The sequence below is a fragment of the Desulfitobacterium sp. genome (assembly GCF_034927245.1).
Taxonomy (GTDB): domain Bacteria; phylum Bacillota; class Desulfitobacteriia; order Desulfitobacteriales; family Desulfitobacteriaceae; genus Desulfitobacterium_A.
The window spans coordinates 83673-103130 of record NZ_JAYFQK010000003.1 but is presented as its reverse complement, the minus strand read 5'-3'; the positions used below and the strand labels follow the sequence as shown (position 1 = coordinate 103130).

19 protein-coding genes are annotated in these 19458 nt (G+C 44.9%); 2 read left to right on the top strand and 17 right to left on the bottom strand.

Going from position 1 to position 19458, the window contains the following annotated elements:
• Position 1 precedes the first annotated feature (1 nt).
• The 7 genes from VB077_RS00660 to modA all read right to left on the bottom strand — a co-directional run bounded on the left by VB077_RS00660 (position 2) and on the right by modA (position 6221).
• On the bottom strand, positions 2-1228 hold the full coding sequence (locus VB077_RS00660; RefSeq protein WP_323413277.1) for an ABC transporter permease: 1227 nt from the start codon (positions 1226-1228) through the stop codon (positions 2-4).
• Positions 1225-1935, bottom strand: coding sequence for an ABC transporter ATP-binding protein (locus tag VB077_RS00655; RefSeq protein ID WP_323413276.1), 711 nt, complete (start codon positions 1933-1935; stop codon positions 1225-1227). Before VB077_RS00655 ends, VB077_RS00660 begins: the two co-directional genes overlap by 4 nt.
• 25 nt (positions 1936-1960) lie before the next feature.
• Positions 1961-3340, bottom strand: a complete 1380-nt coding sequence (locus VB077_RS00650) for an MATE family efflux transporter (protein WP_323413275.1) — start codon at positions 3338-3340, stop codon at positions 1961-1963.
• A gap of 32 nt (positions 3341-3372) precedes the next feature.
• Positions 3373-3819, bottom strand: a complete 447-nt coding sequence (locus tag VB077_RS00645; protein WP_323413274.1) for a MarR family winged helix-turn-helix transcriptional regulator — start codon at positions 3817-3819, stop codon at positions 3373-3375.
• A gap of 219 nt (positions 3820-4038) precedes the next feature.
• Complete coding sequence (locus VB077_RS00640) at positions 4039-4707, bottom strand: ATP-binding cassette domain-containing protein (RefSeq protein ID WP_323413273.1); 669 nt, start codon at positions 4705-4707, stop codon at positions 4039-4041.
• Entirely contained in the window at positions 4700-5392 is a 693-nt protein-coding gene (gene modB, locus VB077_RS00635) for a molybdate ABC transporter permease subunit (protein ID WP_323413272.1), read from the bottom strand. Before modB ends, VB077_RS00640 begins: the two co-directional genes overlap by 8 nt.
• Positions 5393-5411: 19 nt before the next feature.
• Positions 5412-6221 (bottom strand): molybdate ABC transporter substrate-binding protein, encoded by an 810-nt coding sequence (modA, locus tag VB077_RS00630; RefSeq protein ID WP_323413271.1) that lies wholly within the window; start codon positions 6219-6221, stop codon positions 5412-5414.
• 159 nt (positions 6222-6380) lie between these two features.
• Here modA and VB077_RS00625 point away from each other — a divergent pair, with 159 nt between their 5' ends.
• Positions 6381-7328, top strand: a complete 948-nt coding sequence (locus tag VB077_RS00625; protein WP_323413270.1) for a helix-turn-helix transcriptional regulator — start codon at positions 6381-6383, stop codon at positions 7326-7328.
• A gap of 121 nt (positions 7329-7449) precedes the next feature.
• Here VB077_RS00625 and metK read toward each other — a convergent pair whose 3' ends face one another.
• From metK to VB077_RS00585, 8 genes are all read right to left on the bottom strand, one after another.
• Positions 7450-8640, bottom strand: coding sequence for a methionine adenosyltransferase (metK, locus tag VB077_RS00620; protein ID WP_323413269.1), 1191 nt, complete (start codon positions 8638-8640; stop codon positions 7450-7452).
• A 6-nt stretch (positions 8641-8646) separates the two neighbouring features.
• On the bottom strand, positions 8647-9852 hold the full coding sequence (gene coaBC, locus VB077_RS00615; protein ID WP_323413268.1) for a bifunctional phosphopantothenoylcysteine decarboxylase/phosphopantothenate--cysteine ligase CoaBC: 1206 nt from the start codon (positions 9850-9852) through the stop codon (positions 8647-8649).
• Positions 9852-10058, bottom strand: coding sequence for a DNA-directed RNA polymerase subunit omega (gene rpoZ, locus VB077_RS00610; RefSeq protein ID WP_323413267.1), 207 nt, complete (start codon positions 10056-10058; stop codon positions 9852-9854). Before rpoZ ends, coaBC begins: the two co-directional genes overlap by 1 nt.
• 3 nt (positions 10059-10061) lie before the next feature.
• The gene (gmk, locus tag VB077_RS00605) at positions 10062-10664 is read right to left on the bottom strand and encodes a guanylate kinase (protein ID WP_323413266.1); all 603 of its coding nucleotides are present in this window, start codon (positions 10662-10664) and stop codon (positions 10062-10064) included.
• Between the two features lie 11 nt (positions 10665-10675).
• Positions 10676-10948, bottom strand: coding sequence for an extracellular matrix/biofilm regulator RemA (remA, locus tag VB077_RS00600; protein WP_323413265.1), 273 nt, complete (start codon positions 10946-10948; stop codon positions 10676-10678).
• A gap of 13 nt (positions 10949-10961) precedes the next feature.
• Positions 10962-11843, bottom strand: coding sequence for a YicC/YloC family endoribonuclease (locus tag VB077_RS00595; protein ID WP_323413264.1), 882 nt, complete (start codon positions 11841-11843; stop codon positions 10962-10964).
• Entirely contained in the window at positions 11833-12726 is an 894-nt protein-coding gene (dapF, locus tag VB077_RS00590) for a diaminopimelate epimerase (RefSeq protein WP_323413263.1), read from the bottom strand. The genes VB077_RS00595 and dapF overlap by 11 nt, the downstream gene beginning before the upstream one ends.
• A 282-nt stretch (positions 12727-13008) precedes the next feature.
• On the bottom strand, positions 13009-15750 hold the full coding sequence (locus VB077_RS00585; RefSeq protein WP_323413262.1) for a calcium-transporting P-type ATPase, PMR1-type: 2742 nt from the start codon (positions 15748-15750) through the stop codon (positions 13009-13011).
• A 125-nt stretch (positions 15751-15875) separates the two neighbouring features.
• Between VB077_RS00585 and VB077_RS00580 the strand changes: the two genes are divergently transcribed.
• Entirely contained in the window at positions 15876-17726 is a 1851-nt protein-coding gene (locus VB077_RS00580; protein ID WP_323413261.1) for an Rqc2 family fibronectin-binding protein, read from the top strand.
• An 87-nt stretch (positions 17727-17813) separates the two neighbouring features.
• Here the strand turns inward: VB077_RS00580 and VB077_RS00575 are convergent, their stop codons facing one another.
• Both VB077_RS00575 and cbiQ read right to left on the bottom strand, forming a co-directional pair.
• Positions 17814-18596, bottom strand: coding sequence for an ABC transporter ATP-binding protein (locus VB077_RS00575; RefSeq protein ID WP_323413260.1), 783 nt, complete (start codon positions 18594-18596; stop codon positions 17814-17816).
• Complete coding sequence (gene cbiQ, locus VB077_RS00570) at positions 18596-19405, bottom strand: cobalt ECF transporter T component CbiQ (protein WP_323413259.1); 810 nt, start codon at positions 19403-19405, stop codon at positions 18596-18598. The genes VB077_RS00575 and cbiQ overlap by 1 nt, the downstream gene beginning before the upstream one ends.
• Between the last annotated feature and the right edge of the window lie 53 nt (positions 19406-19458).

Sequence of the window (19458 nt, the reverse complement as noted above, 5' to 3'; positions counted from 1 at the left end):
GTTAAGAAAACATTGCAAACTGCTTAGCTGCAAATTTACCCAGCCAAAAACCAATCGGTAATATTATCAATGCATATAGCCACTGTTGTGTTTGCAGAACCACGAAAAGGGCTAAGAGAGCCTCTCCCGGCAAGGCCAGAATAAACAAAGAACGGCTTGCCGCGGCTAACTTTGTTTCAGTCTTTAACCGAAATAAAGTAACATAGGGAGAATTAACCGATTCCAACCAGTACAATTTAACTACTGCTGTCAAGAATACGATAGCTACACCCCACATCGCCCATTTCCAAATCGGGGGGAAAATTGAAAGAAATAACGCATAGACAACAATCACTTGAAGATAGAACTTAATGTTAGCACTATGACGCAAGGTAGATTTGAGGCATAATTCCACCAATGCATTTTCGGAAGTACGCCGTTTGAAAATGATATTTGAATCACGGAACAAGAATGGACGTGTTCTGAACGTGATAGGCTTTTTTGTATAAGTTCCGGCATACCTTAATAAAACATTTGTGAATTGCATTTTAGCAGTCTGCCCCAAGGAGATATCCTCCAGCAAGGTCCCATCAAGGGATATTCGCCGGTAAATAAGTAAAACAAAGATAATAAACAGAATCAAAAATGATAAAAAGAAGAGCGTTGGCTGATTTATCAGTAAAGAAACATTCAACTGTAAACAAACACCGGAGATAGCCAGCATAACCGCTGTTATAAGGCCCCGTTTCCACCCTTGAAAACGCAACTGAATATATTGTTTAAGCATGCCTATAGACGCTTTAAAGAGAAAGGTGCTGATAACAAACCAAAGCAATGAATTTAGGGTAAATTCATAATGCAGCAATAGAAATGGTGCTAATACAAAGCAAAATAGACATGCCATTAGAAAATTGAAACCAAGGTAATAAACGAGGCTATACTTAACCAGCCCTTTCATCCAAGCCTTGCGCTGAAAAAGAAAGATTTGGTCAGCACTCTCCACAAATATTCGAATAGTTCCCAACCAAGAAAATAATAGTACAATTACTATAAATGCATTGAGGGGAACATAGTTAAGCCCGGCAGGTACTTGTTTCCACCAACCCCAATAAGTATAAAGAAATAAAGCCGAAAACGGAATGACAATATATAAGGCTACAATCCAATCCACTACAGTTTTCCAGACTGAATACTGGTACGCCCACTCAGCAATAAGGCGATGTCGGAAGAGTCTTTTCACTGTGTTCATATACTGTTCTCCAAAAGTTTAATGAAACAATCAAATAGCGAACCATTAGGCAATTGGCTTTGTTCTCGGATTTCCCAAAGGCTGCCTTTAGTAAGAACTGTTCCTTCGTTTATTAAAACAAAAGAAGTGCAAATTTTCTCCGCTGTATCCAACGAATGTGTGGACAGCAAGACACCTGAACCCTCACTCCTGGCTTGTTGGATGATAAAAAGAAAATCTTTTATACCGATAGGGTCAAGACCAATAAATGGTTCATCAATTACATAAAGCGAGGGCTTGAGCAGAAAGCCTAAAATAAGCATAACTTTTTGCTGCATACCCTTAGAAAAGGTTGTCGGCAGATTGTGCTTGACATGGGCAAGCCGAAATAGCCTAAGCAGTTCTTCAGCTCGGTTTATAAATATACCTCGGTCAATTTCATAGACAGCAGCAGCAAACTCTAGATGTTCCCATAAAGTCAGTCCTTCATAAAGTACGGGCTGTTCCGGAATATAGGCATAGTTTTTACATACCCCTCCGAACTCAACATTACCATCAAGCACAGGGAGTAAACCTGTTATGGCTTTTATTATGGTGCTTTTTCCGGCACCATTGGGTCCAATTAAACCCACCATATCTCCGGGACTAATAGACAAAGCTACATTCTTAATGACCGATTTATTCCCGGAATATCCGGCGGTGTTAATGTTAACATTTACTAAATCCATTTATCATCACTTTCCTTGACTTGTCCTATGACTCCGGATATGAAACATCTTGCGAAGGCACCTTCGGCATATTGCTCAATTTCCTCATTTCAGATAAGAAAATTGCTCCCGTTAACAGCACCGAACATGCATCGGCAATTGGCGCTGTTCTCCATACTCCTTCAATACCCCAAAAACGAGGAAGTATTAGAAGAAGCGGAATAAAGAAGAGAACCTGTCTCGATAAGCTCAAAATCGTCGATTCAACTGCCTTGCCCACCGCTTGGAAATAATTTGATCCCATGATTTGGAAACCGATGATCGGAAGAAGGGCAAAGAACGTAACGAGGGCATGAGCAGACAATTCAGTCAGGGCCGGGTCTTCGGCACTGAAAAGCCCAACAATAGGAATCGCAAACATTCGGATAAGGAAAAAGCTAACAACAGAGAAAATCGTTGCGTAGAAAATGGCCTTTTTCTCTGCTTCCTTTACGCGATTATAAAGCTTTGCTCCATAGTTAAAGCCAACAATCGGTTGAGCCCCCTGGCTTAGACCAATTATAGGCATGATAAATAGCATTCCCGTGCTCATAATGATCCCTACTGCGGATAAGGCTAAGTCACCGCCATAGAATTTTACGGTTTGATTCAAAATCGTCTGTTGGACACTGGCCGCTAATTGCAGAGCAAACGGAGCAAAACCGATAGTTGTAATTTTTAAAGTTATAGAAAGCTTAGGTTTGAGATTCTTGGCGCGAAGTTTAATCCTGCTTTTATCTTGGAAAAAGAAACTGAGAACCCAAATCATCGAAACCACTTGTCCAAAGACTGTTGCCAAGGCTGAGCCCTTAATTCCCAGTCCCATCATAAATATGAAAATGTAATTAAAGACAATATTAATAACGGCACCGATGATCTGGGTCGTCATGGAAAAGCGAGGATTACCCTGTGCCCGGATAAAGTTATTCAAGCCGGGTGATAAGGCACCCGGAATAGCACCCAGCATAAAGACATTCATATAATCACGAGCATAGGGCAAGACCTCTTCACTCGCTCCAAAGAGTCTTAAGAAGGTATCCGAGAAAAGATAATAGATAACCGCAATAACAAGGGGTAGAATAATCAACAATAAAGTCGCATTCCCTGCGATCTCCTCGACTTCTTTATACTTCTGTTCTCCCATGCGAATTGAAGCCAAGGCAGTTGCCCCAATGCCAATAAGTACTCCAAAAGCCATCATGATCGTCATAATCGGTTGGGCAACGGTAACCGCGGCCAGCGCAATCGAACCTACCCCTTGTCCTACGAAGATCCGTCCAATGATCACGTAAAACGCCATTACCAACATACCAATAATTGCAGGAATCGAGAACTCCAAAAGCAGCTTGTTAATATTCCCATCGCGAAGGTCTAAATGTTTGATCATAAATAGTAGATAACCTCTCTCACGTCTAAATTTTAAACTTTATTTAAAAACTGCACTACAAACTGTAAACTGTTACGGAATTGTTCGTATTCCCCGGAATCCACATCACGAAGCAGTTCATCTATTTTATACGAATAAAATTTAAGAACTTTGTCCGCCATTTCTTTCCCGGAAGGACTTAAGAAAATAATTGATTTTCGGCGATCATTGAGATCATTTGAGCGAATCACTAAGTTATTCTCAACAAGTCCGTCAACAAGGGTGGTCAGACTCCCCTTCTCAATATTTAAACTCTTACCGATCTCAGTTAACGTGATGTGATCATGCCGGGATAAAATCATCAAGATCTTCAGCTGATTTTTCTTTAACAATGGCTGACTCGTGCATTCTTGTCGGGGGCGAGTAAATATCTTCTCATGTAATAATTCCATAACGCTTTGGAATAACACAGTAATTTCTTTAGCATCATCTAAATTCACGCTATTATCACCTCTAAAAGCCGGAAAAATTCTTACTAAAAATATCAATTGTTAGAATTCATATATTAAGAATTCTAACAATTAAAGAACAGACTGTATTATAATTGAAATGATAATCTTATTCAAGCCTATCTATGATATTTATTTTTTATGGTCACTAGCCCTAATATATGATTAAGACCAGAGACTGTCGTAAAACAGCCCCCGGTCTTTTTCTGGTTAAATCACAGTCTCCTGCAATTTCTTCATAACTTCCATCTTGCCTTGATCAATCTTGATAATTTGATCCCCCAGAATCTCCGCTTCCCGCATATCGTGCGTTACTAAAATGAAGGGAATCCGCCATTGATTTTGAACCTTGAGCAGCTCCTGTTGAAGCTTATCCCGGGTATTCTGATCCAACGCCGAAAGCGGTTCATCTAAGAGCATAAGCTCCGGTTCGGTCATTAAAGCCCGCGCCAGTGCAACGCGTTGTTTTTCTCCGCCGGAAATCTCCATAGGATAACGCGACTTGAGATGTCCAATCTTTAAGGTTTCCAGAATATCATTCGCCGCTAATTTTCGCTCTGCCGAACGCTCTTTTTTCTGCTTGCCATAGAGAATATTCTGTTCGACCGTCATATGCGGGAACAAAGCATAATCCTGAAAAACATAACCGATTCGGCGCTGCCTAGCTGGAACGCAAATCCGTTGTTCCGATGAAAAGACAACCTTGTCTCCGATCTTTATTTCTCCGCCGGTCGGTTTTTTCAAACCGGCTACGCACTGTAACAAAGTCGTTTTCCCGGCACCCGAAGGCCCGACAATCGCTAGAATACGATTATCCAGAGTAAGATCGATCCGGAGTTCAAAAGAAGGAAGCTTTTTATGAAAGTTCATCTTAATCATTCATAATCCCTCTCTTCGAGCGGTGGTTAGGCCCTTTGCCCCAGCGATTCAGTCCATAAATAACAAGGAAACTAAATGCGGTCATAATTAAAACAAGAATCATGGCTTGTTGTGTCATTCCTGATTCACTATAAAAATAGATAGCCAGCGACATCGTTTGCGTTCTTCCCGGAATGTTCCCGGCAATCATCAATGTTGCCCCAAATTCCCCTAACGAGCGAGCAAAGGCTAAAACAAAACCCGCCAAAACTCCGTTCCGAGCTAAAGGTAGGGTTATTGTCCAAAACACCCTAAACTCTCCGGCTCCCAGGGTACGCGCCGCATTTTCCAGATTAGGATCGACACTCTCAATGGCAGCCTTTACCGATTGATACATGAGCGGGAAGGATACCACTACGGCAGCAATAACCGCACCCCATAAGTTAAACACCACTTGGATATTAAAAAGCGATTCCAGCAGTTTGCCCAAAGGCCCATTCTTACCAAAAAGATAAAGCAACATAAAGCCTACGACCGATGGCGGAAGCACCAAGGGCAAAGTGAGGATGGATTCTACGATATCTTTACCTAAGAAATCACGTTTCGCCATATGACCTGCTATAGGAATGACTAAGCAGCTGACGATCAATACGGAAGCAACCGCCACTTTTAAAGATAACAGAATCGGCGTTATGCTAAATTCCATAGCATTCTCCTATGATTCACTATTTTTGAGGGATTGAGAAGCCATACTTTTCAAAAACTTGTTGTGCTTCGGGACTTTGCAAGAATTTCAAGAAATCTTGAGCCTCTTGCTGATTCTTCGATGCCGTAACTACCCCCGCAGGATAGAGGATAGCTTTATGGGTCTCAGCAGGCACCGTAGCCGCCACCTTAACTTTTGTTGAACCCTGCGCGTCTGATTTATAGACAAATCCGGCTTCCGCATTTCCCGTTTCCACGTAGTTTAGAACTGACGTTACGTCTTTAGCTAAAACAAGCTTCGGTTGTACAGTATCCCAGAGTTTAAGATTGGTCAAAGATTCTTGGGCATACTTTCCTGCCGGGACAGTTTCCGGCGTCCCAATACTTATTTTTTCTACACCGGCTTTGGTAAGGTCTTGTATTGAATTTACTTCGGTATTATCTTTGCCCACGACAAGAACCAAGTCATTTCCTACTATATTGGTAATACTGTCTTTATTCAACAAATTCTTTCCGACAAGGGTATCCACTTGGGACTTGCCGGCAGAAATGAAAAGATCGGCCGGAGCCCCATTTTCAATTTGTTGTTGGAGTGTACCCGAACCACCGAAATTAAACGTAAGCTTCACTTTGGGATTCTTCTGATTATACATTGTTTGCAACTCTGTTAAAGAATCCGTCAAACTGGCCGCAGCGGATACGATAATTTCTTGGGATTGACCTTCACTGTTACTTTTTGCGGAATCCGCTGTGTTGCTTGTTCCACACCCAAATAAGGTTAAGGATAAACTTAACACTAATAGTCCCGAAAGAATTGATAACTTCTTCACTGAACATAACCCCCTTATTCCCTCTCTAATCTTACAACGTAAACTATCATAAGCAAACATAAGCAAACAGTAGATTCATTATACAATATGTTATAATAAAAGGAAATAAGTTTAAGCTGTTAAGGTAAAAATCTCTAAAAAAGGACGGGTGAGTTCGTTTTGCCAAATGATATTTCCTATACGCCCGAAGAAGTCGCCAATATCCTTAAAATTTCCAAGTATACCGTTTATGAACTCATTAAACGCGGCGAGCTAACCGCTTACCACATTGGCCGCAAGGTCCGCGTCGAGAAGACCGACCTTGAAATTTATATCCAAAAAGCTAAAACAGGCGATTCATTCTTTGCACCGGAACCCTCTTCCCTTCCCTCGGAACAGCCCAAATCTTCACCTTTAACCGATAACGGTTTAGTCATCTGCGGTCAGGATATGGTCTTAGATATCTTAACCCGACAGTTAGAAAAACAATTCCCTTATATTCGTTGTCTGCGTCATTACATCGGAAGCATCGATGGTCTTACGGCACTTTACCGGGGTCAGGCTAACGCCGTGACAGCCCATTTATGGGATAGCGATACCGATGAATATAATATCCCTTATGTTCGGAGAATGCTCCCCGGTCACCCGGCAACGATCATCAATCTTGTTTATCGAACTGAGGGCTTCTACGTCGCTCAGGGAAATCCTAAGGGTATCCGTACATGGGAAGATCTAACTAAGCCTGATGTTCGCTTTATCAATCGCGAACGGGGATCAGGGGCCCGTGTCCTACTTGATGAGAAATTAAGAGTGCTTAAAATCAATCATACTGCGATTCAAGGATACGCTGAGGAAGAAATGAGCCATGTTGCCGTTGCCAGCAAAGTGGCTCGCGGCGAAGCAGATGTAGGGTTGGGAATTGAGAAAGCATCACTTCAGGTCAATAATCTTGACTTTATCCCCTTACAAAAAGAGCGGTATGATCTGGTTGTCCGTCAGGAGGATTTAGTGAAGCCTCATTTTCAAGCCTTGTTGAGCATTCTTAACTCCACCGCTTTTCGCAATGACGTGCTGGGCATCGGAGGATATGATATATCCCAGATGGGACAGATCATTGCCAACGTTTAACCTAAAATAAATTTCTAATAAAATAAAACAGGTAATATAAAACAGGGCAGTTCACTGTTAAACGATTGTTAAGAGTGAACTGCCCCTTTTTAATCTAATCTAATCTATTGAGTTTTAAATCTTAAAGACCTGCTTGCTGACGAAGGATCTCTGCTTTATCCGTTCTTTCCCAAGGAAGATCCAGATCAGTCCGGCCAAAGTGGCCATAGGCAGCAGTTTGACGATAGATTGGGCGACGAAGATCCAATGATTTGATGATCCCGGCCGGACGAAGGTCAAAATTCTTTCTAACCAGCTCTCCAATCTTGTCTTCGGAAATTTTACCTGTACCAAAGGTTTCGACTAAGACTGAAATAGGATGCGCAACTCCGATGGCATAAGCGATTTGAATTTCACAGCGATCCGCTAAACCCGCTGCAACCACGTTTTTCGCCACATAGCGAGCGGCATAAGCTCCGGAACGGTCAACCTTTGTGGGATCCTTACCCGAGAAGGCACCGCCTCCGTGGCGAGCCATACCGCCATAAGTATCCACAATAATTTTCCGGCCTGTTAAACCCGCATCTCCTTGCGGGCCGCCGATAACAAAACGTCCTGTGGGGTTAATAAAGTAACGTGTTCTTTCATCAAGAAGGTCGTTAGGAACGACAGGCATGACAACCTTTTCTAAAAGGTCACGGCGGATCTGCTCTTGAGGTACGTCTGGATGATGTTGAGTCGAGATAACAATTGTATCGATTCGGACAGGGCGGTTGTCTTCATATTCAACCGTGACTTGAGTTTTACCATCGGGACGAAGATAGTCCAAAATCTCCGATTTACGGACTTCACTTAAGCGGCGTGACAAGCGATGAGCCAAATCAATCGGGAGCGGCATATAGCTTTCCGTTTCATTGGTGGCAAAACCAAACACCATTCCTTGGTCGCCTGCGCCGATTGCATCAATTTCATCATCGGTCATTTCACCGGTTTTAGCTTCCAACGCCTTGTCCACTCCCAGGGCAATATCGGCTGACTGTTCCCCGATCGAAGTAAGAACCGCGCAGGTGTCGGCGTCAAAGCCATATTTAGCACGCGTATATCCGATTTCTCGGATTGTCTGACGAACAACATGCGGAATATCGACATAGCAATGCGTCGTTATTTCACCACTCACCAAGACTAAACCAGTGGTGACTGAAGTTTCACAGGCTACACGAGCATTTGGATCTTTGGCAAAGATTGCGTCAAGAATAGCATCAGAAATCTGATCACAGATCTTATCAGGATGTCCTTCGGTCACAGATTCTGAAGTAAATAATTTTCTCACCACTAAACATCACTCCTTTGTTACGCCAAGCAGCCCAGCGATCTCATTTCGAAGATACCGAGCAACCTCCAGCTTATTCATTTGGGGTAAATCTATTCTTCTCCCATCAGGGAAGAGTAGGCTGACACTATTGGTAAGACTGCCGAACCCTGAGCCTTGACGCGTTACATCATTGGCTACAAGCATATCTACATTCTTACGCCGCATTTTATCTTGGGCATTATTGATTAAGTTCTCTGTCTCAGCTGCAAATCCAACAAGGATTTGCTTTGTTTTCATTTTACCAAGCTCAGCCAGAATATCAGGATTAGGAACAAGTTCGACCCAAAGGCTTGTCCCCTGTTTCTTGATTTTCTGGGTGGCATTCTCCTTTGGACGATAATCGGCCACAGCTGCAGCCTTAACGACAACATCCATTTGGGGGAATTCCTCCAGCACAGCATCATGCATTTCCAGGGCAGTCATCACCGAAATTCGCTTAACTCCATAGGGAACAGGCAGTTCGGTAGGAGCGCTGACAAGTGTCGTTTCAGCTCCGGCTTCCCGGAAAGCTTGAGCAATAGCATAACCCATCCGGCCGGATGAACGGTTACCCAAATAACGAACCGGGTCGAGCGGTTCTTGAGTTCCGCCGGCTGTAACAAGCACTTTTTTGCCTTGAAGCATAGCAGAGTCCGTAAAAAACCGTACCAGTTCCTCAACGACTTCCACCGGTTCGCTCATCCGGCCATCTCCGTTCGTACCACACGCTTGAAAGCCTGCAGCCGGTCCGATAATTTTTACGGAACGTGAACGCAATATCTCCAGATTTTTTTGAGTTGCGGGATGATGATACATCGCGTGATTCATCGCCGGTGCGACAAAAATAGGAACCTTGGCTGCCAAAAGCACTGTCGATAGAAAATCATCAGCAATTCCGACAGCCATCTTCGCCAATATATTAGCCGTAGCCGGGGCGACCAGGACAGCATCAACATGCTCGGCAAGCGCAATATGTTCTACATTCCAACGCTTTGGTTCCTCAAACATCTCAACACTGACAGGATTCGCGGACAAGGTTCGCAAAGTCAAAGGAGCAATGAACTCCGTTGCTCCTTTGGTCATGGCAACATGTACCTCTGCTCCCAACTTGCCCAGCCGGCTCACAATCTCAGCAGCCTTATAAGCGGCGATTCCACCTGTGACACCCACTAAGATTTTCCTACCGTGAAGCATTATTTTATCCCTTCGTTTGTCAGCTCAAAGTGAAATCGTCCATTGGCGATTTCCTCCAAGGCAATACTCACGGGCTTAGCCCCATGGGCGTTCGCTTCAAATTCCGGGTCCTCCATCAGCGTCCGGGCACGCTTGGCGGCCGCAAGTACAAGCGTATATTTACTATCGACCTTGGTCATTAAATAATCGAGTGAGGGTTGTCTCATAATCTACACCTCCTGGAAATCATAAGGTTTTCTTCTGACACGACACTTTTCGGCAACAAGTATGCATTTCAGTTTATTAACTGCATTTTCCAGCTCATCGTTAACAATGACATAATCATACTCAGTCACATAGCTAAGCTCACGAGTTGCCGTTTCCAAACGTTTACGAATGACATCTTCCGATTCCGTACCCCGTTTATGAATCCGTTCTGAAAGCACACTCATAGACGGTGGAACTACAAAAACGAAAACGCCATGGGGAAATCGTTTCTTAATTTGCAGGGCACCCTGAATTTCGATTTCCAAAATAACATCCGTACCCGTTTGCAAAGCCTGTTCGACCGCCGGACGCGGAGTTCCGTAATAGTTCTCGCAAAATTCAGCCCACTCAAGGAGCTCATCCTTTTGGATCATCGATTGAAACTCTTCCCGAGTACGAAAAAAATAATCTAACCCATCGACTTCACTCGGACGCGGTTTTCGTGTGGTTGCCGAAACGGAATATTTTACTTCCGGTTTCTGTCGCAACAGCTCATGACATATCGTTCCTTTTCCTGCGCCTGATGGTCCCGAAAGGACAATCAATAATCCGTTATTCTTATCCACTTTGGCACCCCTTAATCTACCGGATCCTCTTGGGGGTTGGTGTCCTTGGCAGATAAACGATGGGCAACCGTTTCAGGCTGTACAGCAGAAAGGATGACATGATGACTATCACAAATAATTACCGCACGTGTCCGCCGACCATAGGTCGCATCGATCAGCATTCCTGCATCCCGCGCTTCTTGGATAATACGCTTAATCGGGGCCGATTCCGGGCTTACAATAGAGATAATTCGGTTCGCAGAAACAATGTTGCCAAATCCTATGTTGATCAGTTTAATATCCAAAATGAACCCTCCATTACTCTAGATTTTGGACTTGCTCCCTGATTTTTTCCAACTCGCTTTTAACTTCAACGACATGCTGGGCTATGCTTAAATTATTTGCTTTTGAACCTATCGTATTGATTTCGCGATTCATTTCCTGAACCAAAAAGTCAAGTTTTCGTCCTACCGGATCAGTACCCCTTAAGGCTTGACGAGCTTGATCTAAATGACTTTGTAAACGAACCAGTTCTTCGGTTATCGAAACCCGATCAGCAAATATTGCGACTTCATTGGCAAGACGCGCTTCGTCCACAACAGAATTTTCTCCAAGTAAGAGCTGAATTCTTTCTCGAAGACGTTCTTGGTATTCTGGAACCATAGTTTCCGAAAAACCCGCAATCTGTTCCTTCACATTTGAGATAATATTTAAGCGATTAAGAAGATCCCTAGCAAGCTTTTCTCCCTCAATTTTGCGCATCTCAATAAACCCAACTAATGCTTCACTTACCGCCTCATTGAGCGTCTCCCATAAAAGTTCCAGATCCATTTCCTCATCTTCGACAGTAAGAACTTCCGGTAGAGAGGTTAAACGGTAGATATCGGTCTCATAAGACGTTTTAAGGGTTAAAGCGAGTTCCTTCAAGGTTTTATCATACGACAGCACCAAATCTTTGTCAACCTTCACCAATCTCTTTTTTTCTTCTGTTTCCTTAATATTGACAAAGACATCAATTCGGCCCCTCTGAATTTTCTGCTGGAGAAGCTTACGAATCCGTTCCTCAAAACTCATCATATTCCGAGGTATCCGTATTGAAGCCTCAAAGAACCGGTGATTGACTGATTTGAGTTCAACCGTAAAATTGTAGCCATGACCAGAGGCTTCCCCTCGGCCAAAGCCGGTCATACTATTCGCCATTTCTGTGCCCAGCTTTCTTTGTACTATTCATCTTATCTTGAAGAAGAATTCCTTTAAAAACATAGGCTGCAGGCCCAGTCATATAGACGTGGTTGTCATCGCCCCATTCGATCAATAGATCGCCGCCCGGTAAATGAACGGTAACCTTTCGTTCTGTTTTTCCATTGAGAACAGCGGCTACAGTCGAAGCACAGGCTCCCGTACCGCATGCTAAGGTCGGTCCCGCTCCCCGTTCCCAGACTTTCATGGTAAGTTCCTTGCGGGAGTCCACGCGGATAAATTCGACATTCGTCTTGCGCGGGAATAGAGGATGTTTTTCAATTGCCGGCCCAAGGCGCTCAAAATCAAGAGTGTTATAATCCTCAACAAAAATTATACAGTGAGGATTGCCCATTGATACCGCTGTGTAAGCGAATTCTTGTCCCTCTGCCTCAAGCTTAGCCCCAATGATCGGTTCACCTTGAGCCAAAACAGGAATCAAACCCGATTTGAGAATGGGTTCTCCCATATCCACTCGAACACCTGTAACCTTCTCACCTTCAAGCGTCAGCTGTAAAGTAAGAATTCCGGCTAAAGTTTCAACCCGAAGCGGATTTTTTCTGACATACCCCTTGTCATAAATATATCGAGCAAAACAGCGAATTCCGTTGCCGCACATCTCCGGCTCCGAACCGTCTAAATTAAAGATCCGCATTCTTGCATCAGCCGCTTGCGAGGGAAGTACCACAACCAGACCATCCCCACCCACACCAAACTGACGGTGGCAAATCTGACGTGCAAGTTCAGGATAATTCCCCTCGCTCCGGCCCTCTGCCGGCTGACGATTAAAATGATCTATAAAAACAAAATCATTTCCCAAACCGTGCATTTTCACAAATTCCATACCATCTTGACCCCCTTCACGAATATGGCCAATGTAACAGCTCAAGAATACTATGGTTCATCACTCAGGTCAACTTATTACGTTTTTTTACTCTAGGGCCTAAGAGCTGTAAATACGAATAGGAACTCCGTGCGCATAAGTGTTCCTATGCCCCGAAGTTCCTGTATCGGATAAACAACTGATATAGTAAAGCTTCCTTTATCCAATCGTAAGACTCCCACTTCTATAAGTGGGAGTATGTCCCCCACCGGAGTCTCGATGTTCAGCTTTAGCTGGACGGGTTCACTTACCTCCGACCACAGAGGTACCTCTGCGGCCCGCATGTGTAACTAAACGCCAAAGTCCGATTAATACAGAGGGACCGCCGGCAACTCCTAAAATGATTCCCCATTGCCCAAGTTCCAAGGGTGCCGTCTTAAAGATGGCCTGGAGGGGAGGAAGATAGATTACACTTAACTGCATTATCGTTGAGGTTGCCACCGCGGCTACAAGGTAAGGATTGGACAACAGTCCTACTTCAAAAATACCGCGTGTTTCTGACTTACAATCAAAAACATGAAACAGTTGTGAAAAGACCAGAGTGCTGAAAGCCATTGTCCGGGCGGTTAACAGATTCCCTCCTACGAAGAGCCCCACAACAAACACAACTAACGTTCCCAGTCCTATCATCGTACCCCGAATAATGATTTTTCTTGCTAAGCCACGGGCAAAGATGCTTTTTCCGGGCGCCCGCGGCGGACGATTCATAATGTCTCTATCCATCCCGTCAACCCCTAAGGCCATTGCCGGTAAACCATCGGTAACAAGATTAACCCATAGAATCTGAATGGCGAGTAACGGAAGCGGGAGCCCAACCAATGTTGCCAAGAACATGGTTAGAACCTCGCCTATATTGCAGGAAAGCAAATAGCGGATGAATTTGCGGATATTATCATAGATACCCCGGCCCTCCTCGACCGCAGCAACGATTGTTGCAAAATTATCATCGGCCAGTACCATAGCTGAGGCCTCCTTTGTCACATCTGTCCCCGTTTTTCCCATAGACACTCCAATGTCGGCCTCTTTGACCGCGGGCGCGTCGTTGACCCCATCGCCGGTCATCGCTACGACTTGTTTGTTTTTCTTTAACGCCCGAACGATCCGCAGCTTATCCTTCGGAGTAACCCGGGCATAAACCGAGATGTCCATCACTTTTTTCTCCAGGTCCTCATCGGATATTTGTTCAAGGTCTGCTCCTGTCATAATTCCCTTGGAATTTCCCCGCAGAATCCCAAGCTCCTGCGCGACCGCTTCTGCCGTGAGCCGATGATCCCCGGTAATCATCACAGGTTTGATGCCGGCCCTGCGGCAGACCTGAATGGCTTTGGCGGCACTCGCCCTGGGGGGATCGATCATCCCCATCAGTCCCACAAAGATCAGGTTTTCTTCAATCTGCCGGTCTTCGCCCTCTTCCTCACGCAGCGGACGTTCAGCAAGAGCCAATACTCGTAAAGCCTTCCGGGCCATTTCATCATTAGCCCGCATTATCGTTCGGCGCCGAATATCTGTGAGTTCAACAACCCCTTCGGAAGTCAGCTCTCGTTTGCATAGCCTGAGAATAACATCAGGGGCTCCTTTAGCATACGCTTTTCTTTCATTTTTTCCTTGGTAGATAACGCTCATCCGTTTGCGGTCCGAGTCAAACGGGATTTCCCCAATACGTTCTTCTTTCCGTTCCAAGGTCTCCCGCCAAATCCCCGCCTTAGCGGCCGCCACAAGCAAAGCGCCCTCGGTCGGATCGCCTTCAATTCCCCAAGGGGATTCCTTGCTTGCCGAACGGAAAAGTCCGGCAACCTGTACTCCTTTTTTGGTCAGAGTCGAGTTATTGCAGAGTGCCGCTATTTTTAATGCTTCATTTAGGGGATCCTTTGCCTTCATCGGATCGCCGCCCTGAAATTCGCCTTTTGGGTCATAGCCCTGCCCTGTTATGGCAATCATCCGCCGATCTGAATAGATCTGGCGAACGGTCATTTCGTTTTGGGTTAAGGTTCCGGTCTTATCGGAGCAAATAACGGTTGCACAGCCTAAAGTTTCTACTGCCGGAAGTTTACGCACAATCGCTTTTCGTTTAACCATCCGCTGTACTCCAATCGCTAAAGCGACCGTTACAATCGCCGGGAGACCTTCGGGGATCGCTGCCACCGCTAGAGAGACACCGGCAAGAAACATCTTATAAAATCCTTCTCCCCGCCAAACACCCGTAGCTACGACGAGAGCACAGACCGCAAGACTAATAACGACAAGATATTTTCCCAGCTGGTCGAGACGTTTCTGCAGAGGCGTCTCCTCATCCTCAACGCTCTGAATCATGCCTGCAATAATCCCCATTTCCGTATCCATACCCGTAGAGACAACTACCCCGGCGCCGCGCCCGTTGACCACGACTGTCCCCATATATCCCATATTTGACCGGTCCGCCATCGGGGTCAATTCATCGCTCAGGGGGGAAACCGACTTACTGACAGGATGGGACTCGCCGGTGAGTGCAGATTCTTCGACTTCAATATTAACCGCTTGAATCCAGCGAATATCTGCGGGTATACGATCCCCTGCCTCTAATAATACGATATCTCCCGGTACGAGATCCGCCGCCGGGATGCGGCTCTCCACTCCCTCCCTAAGTACCCTGGCCTCGGGAGCTGTCAAAGACTTTAAAGAATCAATGGACTTTTCAGCCCGATATTCCTGAATAAATCCCAGAATTGCATTCACAATCAAGATCGCCATGATCGTGACAGCGTCCGCTATTTCACCCAATAAGCCGGATACAATCGTTGCCGCTAAGAGAACCAAAACCATGAAATCCTTAAATTGGCCTAAGAAAACGAAAACAGGATGGACCCCTTTTTTCGTCTCGAGCATATTTTTCCCAAATTCGGTCAGGCGATGGTTCACCTCTTTTAGGCTTAAGCCCTTACCCGGATGCACTTCCAAGGCCTTTACAACATCGAGCCAAGGCAATACATGCCACGCTTGCTGCCGCATTCCTTTCCTCCTCCTTCAAATCCTATCCTACCTTTTTGTACATGCTTATTCGGGAGGAAAAAGAAAAATGACCATAAATTGTGGTATACTATATCAACAATTATTAAGAAAGGGGTTCTCATAACATGGCTCTTGATGGGGTAACCCTTAATCATCTTGTTAAAGAACTCGCTCCTCAGCTCATCGGAGCGCGCATCGATAAAGTCAATCAACCTGAAAAGGAGGAAATTCATCTCTTCCTCCGCAACCAAGGCAGGTCGCTGCGCTTGCTGTTAAATGTCAGCGCCACTTCTGCCCGCTTGCATCTCACGCAAGAAAATAAAAAGAATCCCGCCTCCCCGCCGATGTTTTGCATGATCCTTCGCAAACACCTTGAGGGGAGCAAGATTCAAAACATTGAACAAATCGGGCTTGAGCGGATCGTACTTATAACCTTTCAAAATTACAATGAGTACGGAGATCTTGCCACCCTCCGGCTTTATCTGGAAATCATGGGCAAACACAGTAATCTGATCCTTGTCGATCCTGTAAAGCAGGTTATTCTTGATGGCCTGAAACGTTATTCTCATGCCGTCAGCCGCCACCGCGAAGTCCTGCCGGGGCGGACCTATATTCTTCCTCCCTCACAAGGGAAAGTCGATCCCCTATCTGATGAAGAAGCATTTCGTTCTGTGCTGCTGCAAGAAGAGCTCTCCGGTAAACTTACCGACCTCCTGGTGAAACACTTTAATGGAGTCAGCCCGGAACTCGCTCGGGAAATCGTCGTTCGTGCAGGACTCAAGCTTACCGTTCGCCTTGAACAGTGCGGGGATATCGATCTCTCCCGCGTTTTCCAAGGCTATCTTATCCTGGCCAACCCCGCGACTCTTCCCCAAACCGAGCCCTGCCTTTATTATCATGCGGGCTCCGCTAAAAGCGGACTGCCCACTGCCTTTTCGTTTGTTCCCTATCAGCAATATCAGGGGTTAGCTACTGAAACCTTTCCTTCGCTTGATGATGCCATTGAACGCTTTTATCATGCTAAAGCTTCCAATAATAATCTTGAAGCCAAACGCGGCTCCCTGCATAAGATCGTACGGGAAAATCTTGACCATATGCAAAAAAAGCTGGGCATTTATGAAGAAACAATGGCCAATGCGGAGAAATCCTTTAAATATTCAAGATGGGGAGAGTTAATCACCGCCAATCTTTACCGGATAACCTTAGGAATGACAGAAATTGTCGCTGAAGATTATAATGAGGAAACTCTCCCGAAAATCACGATCCCCTTGGACCCCCGTCTCAGTGGAATTGATAATTCTCAACATTATTACCGGCGTTATAACAAAGCCAAGGCTACATTACAGAAAACGGAGCCCCTCAGATCGGCCTCTTTAAATGAGGTTAATTACTTGGAATCCGTTTTGCTCAGTCTCGAACAAGCCTCTACTTCCTCTGAACTCGAGGAAATTCACAAAGAGTTAATCGATCAGGAATATCTTGCCGGCAAGCATACCCACAAAAACACCTCCAAAAAAGCCGGCAAATTCCCGAATAAAGGCACCGCCAAGAAAAAACAAAGCAATAAACCCGAAGTACCCCAGCCCAAAATCTATCTTTCCGATTCGGGCCGGATGATTCTTGTCGGGAAAAACAATCGTCAAAACGACTGGCTCACCCTAAAAAAGGGACGCCCTCATGACCTTTGGCTCCATGTTAAAAACATACCCGGCTCACACGTACTGATCCCCCTCGAGGATGGGGAGGAATTCCCCGATGACCTGACACTTGAAGAAGCGGCGGCTCTGGCTATCCACTTCAGCCAGGCCAAAGGCTCCACACTTGTACCCGTGGATTATACCCATGTTAAGAATATCAAAAAGCCCAATGCCGCTAAACCCGGTATGGTTATTTATGAAACAAACTGGACATTGTATCTCACGCCAAAACCGGAAGTTATCGAGCGATTGCTGGCAACGGAAAAAAGTACGGAATAATATCAAAGCTTTAGAGCTTTAAAGGTCGGTAGGGGCTATGTGAAACCTGAGTTTCAACATAGCCCCTGCTCTTTTAAATACTGTAATTTAGTTTGTGCCAGCTAATCGAATGACCGATTTCTTGTGCCCGCACACGGGACAATTTTGGAGTGAAAGCGGCATTTCTAACCCGCATCGATCCAGCAATTCCTCATTCGTCAAAATTTCCTCTCTGGGTCCGTCTGCGGCAATCTCACCGTTTTGAATCACAATGATGCGTTGACATGTTTCATATGTCATATCTAAATCATGACTTGTGATGATTTTCGTGTGTTTAAAACCGTTAAGCAGCTGGATCACTCTCCGTCTTGATTTGGGATCCAAAGCCGCCGTAGGTTCATCCATAATCAAGACATCAGGCTGCATTGAAAGTACGGAAGCAATGGCTGCCGCCCGCTTTTCTCCGCCGGACAGTTTATAAGGGGCCCTGTCCTTCAAGTGATATATTCCCACCATATCCAAAGCCTGTTTTACGCGCTCAGCAACTTCCTTCTCATCCAGTTTATAATTTCGCGGCCCGAAGGCAACATCGTCATAGACCGTTGTCATAAACAACTGATCATCGGGATTTTGAAAGACAATGCCTAATCTTTGACGGATAAGGGGCAAGGTCTTTTTAGTAACATGAACATCACCGACTAAGACTTCTCCTCGATCAGGAAAAAGAACACCCATGAGAAGCATTAGAAGTGTCGATTTTCCCGCACCATTTGCACCGATAATACCTACGGACTCGCCGTGATGGATGACAAAAGACATATTTTTCACGGCTTCATGATCATCGGGATAGGTAAAATGCAAATTTTTGACTTCAATTTTATGATGACTCATTATCTGATCACCCCTGTAACAATTAACCCTAACAGCATAGGTAAGTCAAAAAGCCTTATGATGATAAAAAATAAGCTCCACCCCGCTAAAAAGGCAAAATCCTTAAGTCTCATTTTGGAATTGCTTCCTGTGATGTATTCTCCGGTGAAACCCCTCAAAATCATTGCCTGATAGACCCTTTGAGCTCTGTCAAAGGTACGGAGAAACATTTGTCCTACCAGTGATCCCCAAACATGGCGTTGAATACCCTTTTGACCGGGAGCCCTTAAAGAATAGGCCCTCAAAGTCGTGCCCACTTCCTCCATCAATACGGAAATATACCGATATGTCAGCAATAACTGAAGCACAAAAACTTTAGGGACCCTTAACATTCTTAACGCCTCCGCCAGTTTGTCCATTCCCGTAACCGCGATCAACAAAAGCGCAGCAATAACTGTTAAACTTCCCTTGGTAAAGATCGAAAGGAAAGTGATCCACCCCCTGGAAATTTCAAGCCCGGCGAAAGTTATCATTTGCGGGTCGAACACCGGATTAAGGATACCTATACCGATCACAAAGGGCTCCACCCACAGCAAGCGCTTAAGAATCGGTTTGACCGGAATCTCGGCAAAAGCAAAAATGAGAATCGGATAGAAAAACAACGGCAAAAGGCGGCTGATTTCGTAACGATCGAAGGAAACAACCACAATCAAATAAACGGCTGTCGTCAGAAGCTTGGCCAGCGGATGCAGCCTATGAATTGAGGTTTCCCTCCGAGCCAGATCATCTAATAGTCTTATATCATAAATCGAATTCATTATATTTAACATATTATCAAATCCTAAGCACAAATTTTTCACTAAACTGATTCATTATTCTCTCT